Source organism: Microbacterium sp. 5K110 (genome assembly GCF_005774735.1).
Classification (GTDB): Bacteria; Actinomycetota; Actinomycetes; order Actinomycetales; family Microbacteriaceae; genus Microbacterium.
Map to the genome: position 1 here is coordinate 20,650 of NZ_VBUM01000031.1, position 15,593 is coordinate 36,242.

Here is a 15,593-nt window from a genome sequence, read left to right on the forward strand (position 1 = left end):
CCCAGCCGCACGCCCTGACGCACTTCCCCGGCGCCAGGTCGAGCGGATGGGGATCAGAGCCCGCGACCTCGCCCCGTCATCATGGACATCCGCGACATCCACACTCCGGTTCTCCTCGAGCGCTGCGCCGAGCTGCTCGCCCCCGCCCTCCAGCGCGAGGGCGCGGTCTTCGTCGACGCGACCCTCGGCATGGGCGGCCACTCCGAGGCGTTCCTCGAGCGCTTCCCGACGGCCCGGCTGATCGGACTCGACCGCGACACCGATGCGCTGCGCATCGCGGGGGAGCGCCTCGCGCGCTTCGAGGGGCGAACCACTTTCGTGCACACGGTCTACGACGGCATCGCCGCGGCGGTGGCCTCGGCCGGCGTGCAGAAGGTCGACGGCATCCTGTTCGATCTGGGCGTCTCCTCGCTCCAGCTCGACGAGGCCTCCCGCGGCTTCGCCTACGCCCAGGACGCTCCGCTCGACATGCGCATGGACCAGACCTCCGGCGTCACCGCCGCCGACGTGCTCGCCAGCTACGGCGAGGGCGACCTGCGCCGCATCTTCGAGCGCTACGGCGAAGAGAAGCTCGCCGGACGCTACGCCCGCGCGATCATCGCGGCCCGCCAGCAGGCTCCGCTGGAGCGCTCCGGGCAGCTGGTCGAGGTGCTGCAAGCGGCGACGCCCGCGGCCGTCCTGCGCGAGCGGCACCCCGCCAAGCGCGTCTTCCAGGCGCTGCGCATCGAGGTCAACGCCGAACTGTCGGTCCTCGAACGTGCGATCCCCGCGGCGTTGTCGGTGCTCGGCGTCGGCGGCCGCATCGTCGTGCTGTCGTACCAATCGCTCGAGGACCGCCTGGTCAAGCGCGTGTTCGCCGAGGCCTCGGCATCCACCGCCCCCCGTGGGCTGCCCGTCGAGCTTCCCGAGCACGCGCCGAAGTTCCGGTTGCTCGTGCGCGGGGCCGAACTCGCCGGCGACGACGAACGCGCGGCGAACCCGCGAGCCACCCCCGTGCGACTGCGCGCGGCCGAGAGGATCCAGGAGGACGCATGAGCGCTCCCCAGCCCATCGACGCGTCCTTCCTGCCGGAGTTCCCCGTCCCGGTGCGCGAGCCGCGGCGCCTGCACGTCGTGGACGCCCCCGCCCGCCGGCGCGTGCCGCGCCGCGCGTTCGGCGTCATCGCGGTGCTGGGGGCCGTCATGATCGCGCTCGTGCAGATGGGCCTGTCGATCCTCACGACGCAGAGCTCGTTCGAGATCGCCTCGCTCACGCAGCAGCAGCGCGACCTGACGTACCAGAAGCAGATCCTCTACGACGAGGTCGCGGGCTTGAACTCGCCGCAGTACCTCGCCGCCAACGCCGCCGCACTCGGCATGGTCATCGACGAGACGCCGACGTACCTGCGCCTGAGCGACGGCGCCGTGATCGGTGCCGGGAAGCCCGCCGAGGGGGCCTCGTCGGTGGATGCCATGGGCCGGGGATCGGTGCGCAACGCCCTGATCTCGGGCGTCCCGCTGGTCACCGACCCGAAGAAGGCCGCCGAGCCCGCGCCGGCCGCCCCGGGGGGAACCGACGCCGCCGCCGGGACCACCACCGTCACGGACGGAACGACTCCGGCCACGGGTTCGGCGACACCCCCTCCGATCAGCGACGGTCTGCCGACGCCCGCGACACGATAAGCCCATGACGACGACACTCTCCCGCTCTCCGCGGCGTCGCACCGTGATCGCGCTGGCGGTCGTGCTCATCGTCCTGATCGCTTTCGTCGTCCGCCTGGTGGACATCCAGGTCGTCAACGCGCGCGAGCACGTGGACGACTCGCTGGCGATGGGCCTGCAGAACTCCCGCACCGAGTACGCCTCGCGCGGGGCGATCGTCGACGAGAACGGGGTGACGCTCGCCTCGAGCGTCCACCGCTACGACGTCGAGATCGATCCGCACCTCGCCGTCCAGGGCGTCGCCGACCGCAGCGGAGACGACGTCGACGCCACGCGGACCTGGCCCGAGATCGCCGCGCAGATCGCGGCGATCACCGGGCAGGACGCCGCCGCCGTCGAGAAGATCGTCACCGACGCGGTCGCGGAGAACCCCGACTCGCGGTGGGCGCAGATCACCAAGGACGTCTCGACCGAGCAGTACCGCGCCCTCGCAGAGCTCGGACTGCCCTTCTTGAGCTTCCCGCCGCAGGCGGGGCGCGTGTACCCGGACGGTGCCGTGGGCGGCAACCTCATCGGCTTCGTCGGCAGCGACGGCCAGGCCCTGGCGGGTCTGGAGCTGGCCGACAACGACTGCCTCTCGTCACAGAACGGCAAGGTCGTCTACCAGCAGGGCCGTGACGGCGTCGTGCTGCCGGGCACCGAGGTCGAGACCGAACCCGCGGTCGACGGCGGCACCCTGAAGCTCACGATCGACCGCGACCTGCAGTGGTACATGGGCCAGCTCATCGCCGAGCAGGTGCAGAACACCGGGTCGCTGCGCGGCACGATCACCGTCGTGGAGGCGAAGACCGGCAAGGTGCGCGCGCTGGCGGAGTACCCCACCGTCGACCCCAACGACCCCACGTCCACGCCCGCCGCCGATCGGGGCAGCAACGCCTTCTCGAGCCCCTTCGAGCCCGGGTCGACCTTCAAGGCCCTCACCGCCGCGATCGGCCTGGACAGCGGATCGTTCACCACCGACACGACGGTCACCGCGTCCTCCCGCGAAACCCTGGGCGGCGACGCGCGGGTCTCCGACTCGTTCTCGCACCCGGCGAACACCTACACGCTCACCGGTGTCCTCATCGACTCCTCGAACGTGGGTATCTCCAAGTTCGGCGAGAAGATCCCGCGGGACACCCGGTACGACTACCTGCAGAAGTTCGGGCTCGGGACCCCCAGCGCCATCGGCTTCCCGGGCGAGTCCGGCGGCATCCTTCACCCGGCCGACAAATGGGACGATCAGACGTTCTACAACACGACCTTCGGCCAGGGACTGTCGGTGACCGTTCCCCAGCTCGTCGGGGCCTACCAGACGATCGCCAACGGGGGAGTGCGGATGCCGCTCTCTCTCGTCGAGAGCTGCACGGCCGCCGACGGGACCGTCACCGATGTCCCCTCCGGCGAGGGACAGCGCGTGGTCTCGGCCGACACCGCCTCGAAGGTCTCGCTCATGCTGGAGAACGTTGCGACCCAGGGCACGCTCGCCTCGCAGGTCGCCGTGCCCGGCTACCGGGTCGCGATCAAGACCGGTACCGGTGAGAAGACCGACCCCGACACGGGCGCGTACAAGCCCGACGCGTACTTCACGACGATGATCGGCTTCGCGCCCGCAGACGACCCGCAGTACATCGTCGCGGTCAACCTCGATGAACCGCGAACGGTAAAGTCGTCTGCGGCCACGGCTCCCGCCTTCCAGAAGGCCCTCACCCAGGTGTTGAAGAACTACCGGGTGATCCCGTCCGGAACCACGACCCCCGAACTGCCCAAGTTCGGCTGAGACACCGGATGCCGGTCTCCTCCCGACACGGAAAGGGCGTCCGTACACAGCAATGATCTCCTCCAGCCTCTCCCACATCGCCGCCGTGCTCGGCGGCCGTCTGGTCCTGCGCGGCGACGACACCCCCGACACCGTCGTGGACGGTGACGTCGACACCGACTCGCGCCTCATCGAGCCCGGCGGCATCTTCGTCGCCAAACCCGGCGAGACCACCGACGGACATCTGTTCGTCCCGGCCGCGATCGAGCGCGGCGCGGCACTGGCCCTCGTCGAGCGCGAGCTCGACGACCCCGTGACCCAGATCGTCGTCGACGACGTGGTCACCGCTCTCGCCGATCTCGCCCGCGACGTCGTCGCGCGCGTGCGTGCGACGGGCGATCTGCGGATCGTCGGCATCACGGGCTCCAACGGCAAGACGACGACGAAGAACCTCCTCGCGCGCATCCTGCGGGACGAGGGCGCCACGGTCTCGCCCCGCGCCTCTTTCAACAACGAGGTCGGCGCGCCGCTCACGATGCTGCGGGTGACCGAGGACACCCGGTTCCTCGTCAGCGAGTTCGGCGCGAGTGCGCCGGGGGCGATCGCCCGCCTCGCGGGCCTGGTCACCCCCGACATCGGGGTCGTGCTCATGGTCGGCATGGCACACGCCGGCGGCTTCGGGGGCATCGAGTCGACCTTCCACGCCAAGAGCGAGCTCGTGCGCGCGACCCGCGAGGGCGGCCTCGCCGTCCTCAACGCCGACGACCCGCGCGTGTCGGCGATGGAGCCCCTCGCCCGCGAGCGCGGCCTCGACGTGCGCTGGTTCGGCCGCGGTGACCGCGCGACCGTGCGGGCCGTCGACGTCGAGGTGGCGGCATCCGGCACGCGCGCCCACCTCGTCGTCGACGGGGACGAGCACACGCTCACGCTGCGCGTTCTCGGCGAGCACCACGTCATGAACGCTCTCGCCGCGATCGCCGCGGCCACGGCGCTCGGCGTCACGGCGGCGGATGCCATCGCGCGCCTGGAGACCGTCGAGATCGCCGAGCGGTGGCGCATGCAGCCGCTCGGTTCCGACCGCGTGCGGATCATCAACGACGCGTACAACGCCAGCCCCGACTCGATGTCGGCGGCTCTGCGGACGCTCGCGCAGATCACCGGTCCCGACGAGCGCACGGTCGCGGTGCTCGGGGCGATGAGCGAGCTGGGCGAGTACGCCGACGAGGAGCACGACCGGGTCGGGCTCCTCGCGGTGCGACTGCGCATCCAGCGCATCGTCGTCGTGGGGCAGGAGGCGCGCCGCATGTACCTCGAGGCGATCGCCCAGGGCTCGTGGGACGGCGAGGCCGTCTTCTTCCCGGATGCCGACGCCGCCTACGACTACCTCGTGGGTGAGCTGCGCGACGGCGACCGCGTGCTGGTGAAGTCGTCCAACTCCGCCGGGCTGCGGTTCCTCGGCGACCGTCTGGGAGAATCGTTCGCGTGAGATCACTTCTGACATCCGCGGGGATCTCGCTCGCCTTCACCCTGTTCCTCACACCGGTGTTCCTCCGGGGGTTCCGGAAGTGGGGTTGGGGACAGGTCATCCGCACGCCCGAGAACGTGCACAACCCCTCGCACGGGGCCAAGCGCGGCACGCCCACCATGGGCGGCACGATCTTCATCGCCGGAACGATCATCGGGTACCTCATCGGCGCCTACGCCGGCAACAATCCGCCCACCGTGTCGGGTCTGCTGGTCCTGTGGCTCATGCTGGGCTTTGGTGTCGTCGGCTTCATCGACGACTACATGAAGGTCCGGTTCCAGAACAGCCTCGGCCTGTCGGGCTGGCGGAAGATCGCCGGTCAGGTGCTCGTGACGGTGCCCTTCGCGATCGTCGCCCTGAACTTCCCGAACGCGTTCGGCCAGACGCCGGCGTCGGGGTACATCTCGATCTTCCGCGACATCCAGGTGCTGTCGCTGTTCGCGCTCGGGCCGATCCTCGGGTGGCTGCTCTACCTGGCCTGGATCTCGCTCATCGGCACCGCGGCATCCAACTCGGTCAACGTCGCCGACGGTTTGGACGGTCTGGCGGCGGGATCGGGGATCTTCGTCGTCGGGGCGTACAGCCTCATGGCCTTCTGGCAGAACAAGCAGATGTGCGCGGACGTGCTCGACCCGTCGGTGCAGGCCGGATGCTACGCCGTCCGGGACCCCTTCGACCTCGCGATCGTGTCCGCCTCGTTCGTGGGCGCGCTCGTGGGCTTCCTGTGGTGGAACGCGCCGAAGGCGAAGGTCTTCATGGGCGACTGCGGGTCGATGGCGATCGGCGGCGTGATCGCCGCCCTCGCGATCCTCACCCGCACCGAGCTGCTCCTCGTGCTCATCGCCGGCGTCTACGTCATCGCGTCGGGCTCGGTGATCCTGCAGCGGGCGTACTTCAAGATCACGCGCGGCAAGCGGATGTTCCTGATGAGCCCCCTGCACCATCACCTCGAGATGCGGGGCTGGCCCGAGGTGACCATCGTCGTGCGGATGTGGATCATCGCGGGCCTGCTCGCCGTGTCGGGCGTGGGCTTCTTCTACGTGGAATGGCTGGCTCGGGTATGAGCGCCGAGCGGGTGGCATCCCTGCACAGCTGGTACGCCGAGTGGAAGGACCTCCGGGTCGCCGTTCTCGGCCTCTCGGTGACCGGCTTCTCGGCCGCGGACACCCTCGCCGAGCTCGGCGCGGACGTGCTCGTCGTCACCGAGAAGGCCGACCAGGAGTACTCCCGGCTGCTGCCGGTCATCGGCGCCGCGCTCCACGTCGGCCCGCTCGACGCCGTCCCGGCCGTGCTCAGCGACTTCGCGCCCGACGTCGTTCTCGCCTCGCCGGGCTTCCCCCCGTCGCACCCGCTCATCGCGTGGGCGCAGGCGAGCGGCATCCCGCTGTGGGGAGACGTCGAGCTGGCCTGGCGCGTGCGCGACAAGGTCGTGCGACCCGACGGGCGTCCCGCCGACTGGATCCTCATCACCGGGACCAACGGCAAGACCACCACGACGCGTCTGACCGCCGAGATGCTCGTCGCCGGTGGGCTCCGCGCCGCACCGGTCGGCAACATCGGCACCCCGGTGCTGGACGCCGTGCGCGACCCGGCCGGGTTCGACGCGCTCGTCGTCGAGCTCTCCAGCCACCAGCTCTGGTACCTCAACCTGCAGGCGGGGCCCGACGCGCTCTCTCCGCACGCCGCGGTGTGCCTGAACCTCGCCGACGACCACCTCGAGTGGCACGGGAGCTTCGCCGCCTACCGCGACGCGAAAGCCGGGGTCTACGCCCGCACCCGCGTGGCCTGCGTCTACAACAAGGCCGACGACGCCACCCGCGAGATGGTCGAGGATGCCGAGGTCGTCGAGGGCGCCCGCGCCATCGGTTTCGATCTGGGCGTCCCCGGCCCGAGCGACCTCGGCCTCGTCGACGGCATCCTCGTCGATCGCGCGTTCCTCGAGGAGCGCGCGACCTCGGCGCTCGAGCTCACGACGGTCTCGGACCTCGCGGAGCACGGATTGGCGGCCCCGCACGTGGTGTCCAACATCCTGGCGGCCAGCGCGCTGGCGCGCTCGCTCGGCGTGGCGCCCGCCGACATCCACGACGCTCTCGATCGCTTCCGCCTCGACCCCCATCGCATCCAGGTCGTCGCCGCGCACCGCGGGATCACGTGGGTCGACGATTCCAAGGCGACGAATCCGCACGCCGCGGGCTCGTCGCTGGCGGCCTACCCGGGTGCGGTGTGGGTCGTGGGTGGTCTGCTCAAGGGCGTCGACGTCGCCGAGCTCGTGCGGACGCGCGGCGCAGCCGCCCGGGCCGCGATCGTCATCGGAACCGAGCGCGGCGACATCGTGGCCGCGTTCGAGCGACACGCCCCCGCGGTTCCCCTCTTCGAGGTCGACCACACCCAGACTGAAGACGTCATGGCACGGGTCGTCGAACTGGCGGCCGACGTGGCCCGGGACGGAGACACCGTTCTCCTGGCCCCCGCGGCGGCGTCGTTCGATCAGTTCGTCTCCTACTCCGACCGGGGCGAGAGATTCGCCGAGGCGGTGCGGGCGTGGATCGCCGGCCAGGACGACGGATCGGCTCGACGGCAGGACTAGGGGGACACCGCGTGACCACCACGGCACCCCCTCCCCGTCAGGCGCCCGAGGACGAGCCCGCTCGCCGCGGGCTGTCCGCTCGCGTCTCGCTCGGCCGCGCCTTCCAGCCGGTACCCAGCGAGTTCCTTCTCATCGCCTCGGCGGCACTCCTGCTCACGGGCTTCGGCCTGGTCATGGTGCTGTCGGCGACGTCCGCGCTGGACGGCGGCCAGAACCCCTTCGACCACGTGCTGAAGCAGGGCATCTTCGCGGTCGTCGGCATCCCGTTGATGTTCGTGCTCAGCCGGGCGCCGATGCTGTTCTGGAAGCGCATCGCGTGGCCCGTGCTGATCTTCGCGACACTGTTCCAGCTGCTGGTCTATGTTCCGGGCCTGGGAATCGAGTCCTACGGCAACCGCAACTGGGTGCAGATCGCCGGGTTCCAGTTCCAGCCCGCCGAGTTCCTCAAGCTCGCCCTGGCGCTCTGGATGGCGGCGGTGCTCTACCGCAAGCGTCGGCTGCTGACGTCGTGGAAGCACGTGTTCATCCCGGTCGTGCCCGTGGCCGTGCTCGTGATCGGGACGGTGCTCGGCGGCAAGGACCTCGGCACCGTGATGATCCTGGTGCTCGTGGTGCTGGGCGCCCTGTTCTTCGCCGGGATCAAGCTGCGCATGTTCATCGTGCCCGCGGTGCTCTCGCTGGTCGTGGTGCTCGTCTCGGCGCTCGGCAGCGAGAACCGCATGGCGCGCATCGCCAGCCTCTTCGACCCCGATGACGCCTCGTGCTACTACACCTCGTGCTACCAGTCGCTGCACGGGGTGTGGGGGCTGGCCAGCGGAGGACTGCTCGGGCTCGGTCTGGGCAACTCGAAAGAGAAGTACGACTGGCTCCCCGCGGCAGCCAACGACTACATCTTCGCGATCATCGGCGAGGAGCTGGGCCTGATCGGATGCCTCGTCGTGCTGGTCCTGTTCGCGATCTTCGCCGTGGGCGCCTTCCACATCATCCGCCGCACCGACGACGCGTTCGTGCGCATCGTCGCCGGGGCGATCACGCTGTGGATCGTCGGTCAGGCACTGGTCAACGTCGGCGTCGTGCTGCGCATCTTCCCGGTCCTGGGCGTCCCGCTGCCGTTCATGTCGCAGGGCGGCACGTCGCTGCTGTCGGTGCTCATCGCGTGCGGTGTCCTGCTGTCGTGCGCCCGGACGCTCCCGGATCGTCAGCCGGTCGCGCCGGCACCCGCGCGCGTCGCGCGTCGCCGTCGCGGCTGATCCCCGCCGCGCCGGACGGGGTGCGGACCGGCGAAGCGGGGAGCCCGTGGCATCCGGTGTCGGCCGACGTGGTTAGGGTCGAGGGGTGACGACGACGCTTCTGGCCGGCGGCGGGACCGCCGGACACGTGAACCCCTTGCTCGCCGTGGCCGACGGACTCCGTGCGCGTGACGCCGGCGACGAGGTGCTGGTGCTCGGCACGCGCGAGGGTCTGGAGGCGCGCCTCGTGCCGCTGCGCGGCTACGAGCTGCTGTTCGTCGACAAGGTGCCCTTCCCGCGGCGCCCCGACCGTGCCGCCGCCGCTTTCCCGAGTCGGTTCCGGCGCGCGATCGCCCAGGTCCGCCGCATCATCCGTGAGCGCGGGGTCGACGTCGTCGTCGGTTTCGGCGGATACGCATCGGCCCCCGCCTACGTGGCGGCCCGCTGGGAACGGGTGCCGTTCGTCGTGCACGAGGCCAACGCCAAGCCGGGGCTCGCCAACGTCCTCGGTGCTCGAGCGGCGGCCGCGGTGGGCGTGGCGTTCGACGGCACGCCCTTGCGCGGTGCCCGCGTCGTGGGCATGCCCTTGCGGCGCGAGATCGTCGACCTCGACCGCGCCGCGCTGCGCGACGAGGCCGCCGCGCACTTCGGACTGGATGCCGACGCGCCGACGCTCCTCGTGTTCGGCGGGTCGCTCGGCGCTCAGCGCCTGAACGAGGCGTTCGGCGGCGCGTGGCGCGACGTGCTCGACGCCGGCTGGCAGCTGCTGCATGTGACGGGGGAGAAGTCCGACCTCGCCGACCCCGGCGTCGCGGGCTACGCCCTCGTGCGCTATGTCGACCGGATGGACCTGGCGTTCGCGCTGGCCGATGTGATCGTCTCGCGCTCCGGCGCGGCGACGGTGAGCGAGATCAGCGCGCTCGGCATCCCGGCCGTGTACGTGCCGTACGCCGTCGGTAACGGCGAGCAGAGCCTGAACGCGGCGTCGGCCGTGCGGGCGGGAGCGGCGCGGCTCATCGCGGACGCCGAGTTCACCCCCGATCGGGTGCGGAGCGAGATCGTCCCCCTGCTGCGCGACACGGGCGCGCGCGACGCCCTGCGCGCCGCCGCGGCACGGACGGGTACGCGCACCGGCACAGAGAACGTCATCGCCCTCGTGGACGCCGCGCTGGCGCGCTGACGCGGGCGCGCCGGGACCGGGCCCTCAGCCCGGCGACGTAGGATCGCAAGGTCATGATCAGACCCGATTTGAGCCTCCCCATCCCCGAGACCATCACCTCCGCGCACTTCATCGGAGTGGGTGGCTCGGGCATGTCCGGACTCGCGCGCATGTTCCTCGACCGCGGCATCCGGGTGTCGGGTTCCGACCGCGCCGACAGTGCGGCCCTCCGCGATCTCGCCGCACGCGGCGCCACGGTCCACGTCGGGCACGACGCGGCTCACCTCGGCGACGCCAACACCGTTGTGCACACCGGCGCCATCTGGCCCGAGAACCCCGAGTTCGTCACCGCGAAGGCGCGCGGACTGCACGTGATCCACCGCTCGCAGGCGCTGCACTGGCTGATCGGCGGCCGGCGCCTCGTCTCGGTTGCGGGAGCGCACGGCAAGACGACCTCGACCGGCATGATCGTGACGGCCCTGCGGGCGCTCGACGCCGACCCGACGTTCGTCAACGGCGGGGTCATCGCGGACCTCGGGGCCTCCAGCGGCACCGGCTCCGACGACCTGGTCGTCATCGAGGCCGACGAGTCCGACGGCACGTTCCTGCTCTACAACACCTCGGTCGCGCTGATCACCAACGTCGATCCCGACCACCTCGACCACTACGGTTCGCGCGACGCGTTCGACGCGGCGTTCGCCCGGTTCGCCGATCGGGCACGCGAGGCCGTCGTCGTTTCGGCCGACGACCCCGGTGCTCGCGCCGTCACCGCGCGCCTGAGCCACGCGAACGTCGTCACGTTCGGCGAAGACCCCGCCGCCGACGTGCGCTTGAGCGGCATCCGCACCGACGGGCCCGTCTCCTTCACGCTCGCCGCCGGTGATGAGAGCGTCGACGTGCGGCTCCGCGTGCCCGGAACCCACAACGCCGTCAACGCCGCCGGTGCCGTCGCCGTGCTGCGCGTGCTCGGCTACGGCCTCACCGAGGCGGCCCGGGCCGTCGAGGGCTTCGGCGGCACCGTCCGTCGCTTCGAGCTGCACGGCGTCGAGCGCGGAGTGAGCGTCTACGACGATTACGCGCACCACCCGACCGAGGTCGCGGCGGCCCTGTCGGCCGCGCGCACGGTCGTGGGCGAGGGGCGGATCATCGCCATCCAGCAGCCGCACACGTACTCCCGCACGCAGGAGATGTACCGCGAGTTCGCCGAGGTGCTCGAAGAGCTGGCCGATCACACGGTGATGCTCGACGTGTACGGCGCGCGCGAGGATCCCGTGCCCGGGGTCACCGGCGAGCTGGTGAGCGGTGCCTTCGCCGACCCGGCGCACGTGCACTACGTGCCCGATTGGCAGAGTGCGGCCGACTACACCGCGCAGATCGCCCGCCCCGGCGACTACGTCATCACGCTCGGCTGCGGCAATGTGTACCAGATCATCCCGCAGGTGCTCGAGGCGCTCTCCCGCACCGAGGCCGCGGCGGTCTAAGTCGTGCGCCGGCCCTCGCCCCTGCCTCCGTCCCCGGGAACGCCGTCGGGCGGATCGGATCCCCGACGGGGAGCCGACGAGGGTTTTCCCGTGACCGGGACGCCGCGGTCGCCCGGGGCGTCCGAGGGGGAGCCGGCCGAGGTCGTCCCGCTCCCGTTGCCCGATCGGGGCGCGGTCGGTGAGGATTCCGATCCGGATGCCGCGGACACGGGCTTGCGTGACGTGTGGCGTGCCTCCCGTGCCCGTCGCCGCGCGCTGCGTGCCGAGGTCCGTCGCTTCACGGTTCGTCAGCGTCGGCGTCGACGCGTGTGGATCGGGGCCGGCATCGCGTTCGTGGTGATGGTGCTGGGTACCGTCGGGGCGGCGTACAGCCCGTTGTTCGCGGTGGAGCGCGTCGAGGTCGTCGGCACGTCGCAGTTGGATGCCGCCACGGTCGTCGATGCGCTGAGCGGACAGGTCGGCACGCCGTTGGCGCTGGTCGACGGCAGTGCCGTCAAGGCCGCGCTCGTGCGCTTCCCGCTCGTGGAGTCGTACACGCTCGAAGCGCGTCCCCCGCACGACCTCGTCGTGCGGATCGTGGAGCGCACCCCGGTGGGCGTCGTGCAGACCCCGGCTGGATACACCCTCGTGGATGCCGCCGGCGTCGTGCTCTCGACCACCCCCGATGCGCCCGCCGGGCACCCCGTGCTGGAGATCTCCGGGGGCACGGATTCGGAGCCTTTCCGTGCCGCGGGTCGGGTCGTGCGGGCGTTGCCCGATGGCATCCGGTCGCAGGTGACGGCGGTGTCCGCGTCGACGCCCGATGACGTCACGCTGACGCTCGGGTCGACCGGGACGCGTGTGGTGTGGGGGAGTGCGGAGCGTTCCGTCGAGAAGGCGCGCGTCCTGGACCTGCTCATGCAGAAGAGCCCGCCCGATCGCACGCGCGAGTACGACGTGACCTCGCCCGAGGCGGGCGTCGTGCGCTGATCCGTCGGGCGATAACCCGACACGCCGCGTGTCGAGCGGGCAGGGCCCCCGCTGCCACTTACCTTCGAGCTAAGGAATTGCATACCGGGCAATTCTTTAACCCTCAACATGAGGTTTAGAGTTTCGGGTTCGGGGATAAACGGAGGCCGGCATGAGCCACAACCAGAACTACCTCGCCGTCATCAAGGTCGTCGGTGTGGGCGGGGGCGGCGTCAACGCCGTCAACCGCATGATCGAACTGGGCCTGCGCGGCGTGGAGTTCATCGCGATCAACACCGATGCGCAGGCGCTGCTGATGAGCGACGCCGACGTCAAGCTCGACGTCGGACGTGAGCTGACGCGCGGCCTCGGGGCCGGTGCGGATCCCGAGGTGGGCCGCCGTGCCGCCGAGGACCACGCCGAAGAGATCGAAGAGGCGCTGCGCGGAGCCGACATGGTCTTCGTGACCGCGGGCGAAGGCGGTGGCACGGGCACCGGCGGTGCTCCGGTGGTGGCCAAGATCGCCAAGTCGATCGGCGCCCTCACGATCGGTGTCGTCACCAAGCCCTTCTCGTTCGAGGGTCGCCGACGCCAGAGCCAGGCCGAGGGGGGAGTGTCCCGCCTGAAGGAAGAGGTCGACACCCTCATCGTCGTTCCCAACGACCGACTGCTCGAGATCAGCGACCGCGGCATCTCGATGATCGAGGCCTTCGCCACGGCCGACCAGGTGCTCCTGGCCGGTGTGCAGGGCATCACCGACCTCATCACCACGCCGGGTCTGATCAACCTCGACTTCGCCGACGTCAAATCGGTCATGCAGGGTGCGGGCTCGGCGCTCATGGGCATCGGTTCGGCGCGCGGTGCCGACCGGGCGATCAAGGCCGCCGAGCTGGCCGTCGAGTCGCCCCTGCTCGAAGCCTCCATCGAGGGCGCGCACGGCGTCCTGCTGTCGATCCAGGGCGGATCCAACCTCGGCATCTTCGAGATCAACGACGCTGCTCAGCTGGTGAAAGAGGCGGCGCACCCCGAGGCGAACATCATCTTCGGAACGGTCATCGACGACACCCTCGGCGACGAGGTGCGCGTCACCGTCATCGCGGCCGGTTTCGACGGGGGCGAGCCGTCGCTGCGCATCGACCCGGTCGGTGCTCAGCGTCCGGTGGCCGCGCCCGCGGTCCCGGCGATCCCCGCCGATGACGTCGCCCGAGACCTGGACGCGGCCGAGGAGCAGAAGGCCCAGTCGACCGAGCGCACTCCCGAGCCGGCGCCGGTGGCCGCGCGGGTCCCCGAGACGTCATACGACTCGGGCTTCGCCGACGACGACCTCGACGTTCCCGACTTCCTCAAGTAAGCGCGAACGACTGACGCAGCGGGTCCGGTGTCCACCGGGCCCGCTGCGTCGTCGAAGGAGCACCGCATGGATACCGCCCTCGCCGACCGCCTCGCCGCCGTGGATGCGCGCATCGCCGACGCCGCCCGCACCGCCGGGCGCGATCCGGCCGCGATCACCCGCATCGTCGTGACGAAGTTCCACCCCGTGTCGCTGATCACCGATCTGTACGCGCTCGGGGTGCGCGATGTCGGAGAGAACCGGCAGCAGGAGCTCACTGCCAAGCACGGCGAGGTCGGCGCCCTCGACGGGCTGCGGTGGCATTTCATCGGTCAGGCGCAGACCAACAAGGCCCGCGCGGTGCGCGCGGCATCCGACGCGGTCCACTCGGTCGACCGTGCGCGTATCGCGGACGCCCTGGATGCCGCGGGCGCGGGCGACGTTCTGGACGTGCTGCTGCAGGTCAACCTCACCGATGACCCCGGCCGCGGCGGCGTCGCCCCCGCCGAGGTCGAGTCCCTCGCCGCCCACGTGCGGACGCTCCCGAGCCTGCGCGTGCGCGGAGTCATGGCCGTCGCTCCGCTCGAGGAGGCCCCGGCCCGAGCCTTCGAACGCTTGCGCGCGAGTGCCGACGACGTCCGCCGTGTCGTGCCCGACGCGACGTGGATCTCGGCGGGCATGACCGGGGACTTCCCGGAAGCGATCGCGATGGGCGCGACACACCTGCGGATCGGTTCCGCAATCACGGGTCCGCGCCCCCCGCGCGACTAGCCTCGAATCAGACGAGCGAACGGAGGATGCGATGTCGAACCCGCTCAAGAAGACGATGGTGTACCTGGGCCTCGCCGACGAGGAGGAGACCTATGAGGAGACCGCCCCGCAGCCGGTCGCGCGCAAGCAGTCCGCGCAGCCTGCGCCGGTCGAGAAGGCCGCTCCCGTGACCCCGCTGCACCGCCCCGCCGTGGTGCGACAGCCGGCCGCCGGGCCGGTCAGCGAGATCCTCACGGTGCACCCCAAGCAGTACCGCGACGCGCAGACGATCGCCGAGAACTTCCGCGAGGGGATCCCGGTCATCATCAACCTGTCGCAGATGAGCGACGCCGACGCGCGCCGCCTGATCGATTTCGCGAGCGGACTGTCGCTCGGCCTCTACGGGCGCATCGAGCGGGTCACGAGCAAGGTCTTCCTGCTCTCTCCTGAGAACATCGCCGTGTCCGGCGACGGTGCGATCGCGCAGGCCGACCCCGAGGGCGCGCCCTTCGCGTCGCAGTAAGCGATCGTGGCCGTCCTGAGCCTGGTCGGCTCCATCCTCAGCGCGCTCCTGTTCGTCTACATCGTTCTGCTGCTGGCACGGTTGGTGCTCGAGTACATCCCGATGTTCAACCGTGAGTGGCGTCCGCGCGGCGCCATGCTGGTGGTGGCCGAGATCGTCTATACGGTCACCGACCCCCCTATCCGCCTACTCCGACGGGTGATTCCGCCTCTGCGGATCGGTGGCATCGCCATCGACTTCGCTTTCGCGATCACGATGTTCGCCTGCTTCCTGCTCCTCAGCGTCACACGGTCGCTCGCGGCGCTGTGACACCAGCGACAGCCGCCGCCCTTCGACACCGGAGAAGGGCGGCGGCTATGCTGTTCCGAAGCGGTGTGCCCCGGTTCGACACCCCCCAGACCCCATTCAGAGCTCTCGAAAGAGGAAACACCATGGCACTGACCCCCGATGACGTCGTCACCAAGCAGTTCCAGCACGTGCGCTTCAAGGAGGGTTTCGACCCCGACGAGGTCGACGACTTCCTCGACGAGATCGTCGTCGAGTGGCGCAAGACGATCGCTGAGAACGAGGAGCTGAAGGCCAAGCTCGCCGCCCTCGAGAGCGGTGAGGCCGCCCCCGCGACC

General features: G+C 70.7%; 15 protein-coding genes. All 15 read left to right on the forward strand.

Annotation, left to right across the window (positions count from 1 at the left end; translation table 11 throughout):
* The first annotated feature begins 81 nt into the window (after nt 1-81).
* Nucleotides 82-1,035, forward strand: a complete 954-nt coding sequence (gene rsmH / locus FE256_RS09045) for a 16S rRNA (cytosine(1402)-N(4))-methyltransferase RsmH (protein ID WP_138174865.1) — start codon at nt 82-84, stop codon at nt 1,033-1,035.
* Complete coding sequence (gene ftsL, locus FE256_RS09050) at nt 1,032-1,661, forward strand: cell division protein FtsL (protein ID WP_138174867.1); 630 nt, start codon at nt 1,032-1,034, stop codon at nt 1,659-1,661. The genes rsmH and ftsL overlap by 4 nt, the downstream gene beginning before the upstream one ends.
* A gap of 4 nt (nt 1,662-1,665) precedes the next feature.
* Nucleotides 1,666-3,459, forward strand: coding sequence for a peptidoglycan D,D-transpeptidase FtsI family protein (locus tag FE256_RS09055; RefSeq protein WP_138174869.1), 1,794 nt, complete (start codon nt 1,666-1,668; stop codon nt 3,457-3,459).
* 52 nt (nt 3,460-3,511) lie between these two features.
* The gene (locus FE256_RS09060; RefSeq protein ID WP_138174871.1) at nt 3,512-4,924 is read left to right on the forward strand and encodes a UDP-N-acetylmuramoyl-tripeptide--D-alanyl-D-alanine ligase; all 1,413 of its coding nucleotides are present in this window, start codon (nt 3,512-3,514) and stop codon (nt 4,922-4,924) included.
* Nucleotides 4,921-6,027, forward strand: a complete 1,107-nt coding sequence (gene mraY, locus FE256_RS09065) for a phospho-N-acetylmuramoyl-pentapeptide-transferase (RefSeq protein ID WP_138174873.1) — start codon at nt 4,921-4,923, stop codon at nt 6,025-6,027. The genes FE256_RS09060 and mraY overlap by 4 nt, the downstream gene beginning before the upstream one ends.
* Complete coding sequence (gene murD / locus FE256_RS09070; protein WP_394529541.1) at nt 6,009-7,550, forward strand: UDP-N-acetylmuramoyl-L-alanine--D-glutamate ligase; 1,542 nt, start codon at nt 6,009-6,011, stop codon at nt 7,548-7,550. The genes mraY and murD overlap by 19 nt, the downstream gene beginning before the upstream one ends.
* An 11-nt stretch (nt 7,551-7,561) precedes the next feature.
* Nucleotides 7,562-8,800 carry a putative lipid II flippase FtsW gene (ftsW, locus tag FE256_RS09075; protein WP_138174875.1) on the forward strand — a complete coding sequence of 413 codons (1,239 nt, stop codon included), beginning with the start codon at nt 7,562-7,564 and terminating at the stop codon, nt 8,798-8,800.
* An 85-nt stretch (nt 8,801-8,885) separates the two neighbouring features.
* A complete protein-coding gene (locus FE256_RS09080; protein WP_138174877.1) occupies nt 8,886-9,959 on the forward strand; it encodes a UDP-N-acetylglucosamine--N-acetylmuramyl-(pentapeptide) pyrophosphoryl-undecaprenol N-acetylglucosamine transferase in 1,074 nt (357 codons plus the stop codon).
* Between the two features lie 53 nt (nt 9,960-10,012).
* Nucleotides 10,013-11,419 (forward strand): UDP-N-acetylmuramate--L-alanine ligase, encoded by a 1,407-nt coding sequence (gene murC / locus FE256_RS09085; RefSeq protein ID WP_138174879.1) that lies wholly within the window; start codon nt 10,013-10,015, stop codon nt 11,417-11,419.
* A 3-nt stretch (nt 11,420-11,422) separates the two neighbouring features.
* Nucleotides 11,423-12,388: a cell division protein FtsQ/DivIB gene (locus tag FE256_RS09090; RefSeq protein WP_138174881.1), complete on the forward strand. Its 966-nt coding sequence runs from the start codon at nt 11,423-11,425 to the stop codon at nt 12,386-12,388.
* A 151-nt stretch (nt 12,389-12,539) separates the two neighbouring features.
* Nucleotides 12,540-13,718: a cell division protein FtsZ gene (ftsZ, locus tag FE256_RS09095; protein ID WP_138174883.1), complete on the forward strand. Its 1,179-nt coding sequence runs from the start codon at nt 12,540-12,542 to the stop codon at nt 13,716-13,718.
* A 66-nt stretch (nt 13,719-13,784) separates the two neighbouring features.
* On the forward strand, nt 13,785-14,468 hold the full coding sequence (locus tag FE256_RS09100) for a YggS family pyridoxal phosphate-dependent enzyme (protein WP_138174885.1): 684 nt from the start codon (nt 13,785-13,787) through the stop codon (nt 14,466-14,468).
* Between the two features lie 31 nt (nt 14,469-14,499).
* A complete protein-coding gene (locus tag FE256_RS09105; protein WP_138174887.1) occupies nt 14,500-14,970 on the forward strand; it encodes a cell division protein SepF in 471 nt (156 codons plus the stop codon).
* A gap of 6 nt (nt 14,971-14,976) precedes the next feature.
* A complete protein-coding gene (locus tag FE256_RS09110) occupies nt 14,977-15,279 on the forward strand; it encodes a YggT family protein (RefSeq protein ID WP_138174889.1) in 303 nt (100 codons plus the stop codon).
* Between the two features lie 122 nt (nt 15,280-15,401).
* Nucleotides 15,402-15,593, forward strand: a 192-nt coding sequence (locus tag FE256_RS09115; RefSeq protein WP_138174891.1) for a DivIVA domain-containing protein, incomplete at its 3' end; no start/stop codon positions are given.

Coding starts and splice junctions, on each gene's coding strand:
- rsmH (WP_138174865.1), top strand. CDS start 82: ATGGACATCCGCGACATCCACACTCCGGTTCTCCTCGAGCGCTGCGCC.
- ftsL (WP_138174867.1), top strand. CDS start 1,032: ATGAGCGCTCCCCAGCCCATCGACGCGTCCTTCCTGCCGGAGTTCCCC.
- FE256_RS09055 (WP_138174869.1), top strand. CDS start 1,666: ATGACGACGACACTCTCCCGCTCTCCGCGGCGTCGCACCGTGATCGCG.
- FE256_RS09060 (WP_138174871.1), top strand. CDS start 3,512: ATGATCTCCTCCAGCCTCTCCCACATCGCCGCCGTGCTCGGCGGCCGT.
- murD (WP_394529541.1), top strand. CDS start 6,009: ATGGCTGGCTCGGGTATGAGCGCCGAGCGGGTGGCATCCCTGCACAGC.
- murC (WP_138174879.1), top strand. CDS start 10,013: ATGATCAGACCCGATTTGAGCCTCCCCATCCCCGAGACCATCACCTCC.
- ftsZ (WP_138174883.1), top strand. CDS start 12,540: ATGAGCCACAACCAGAACTACCTCGCCGTCATCAAGGTCGTCGGTGTG.
- FE256_RS09100 (WP_138174885.1), top strand. CDS start 13,785: ATGGATACCGCCCTCGCCGACCGCCTCGCCGCCGTGGATGCGCGCATC.
- FE256_RS09105 (WP_138174887.1), top strand. CDS start 14,500: ATGTCGAACCCGCTCAAGAAGACGATGGTGTACCTGGGCCTCGCCGAC.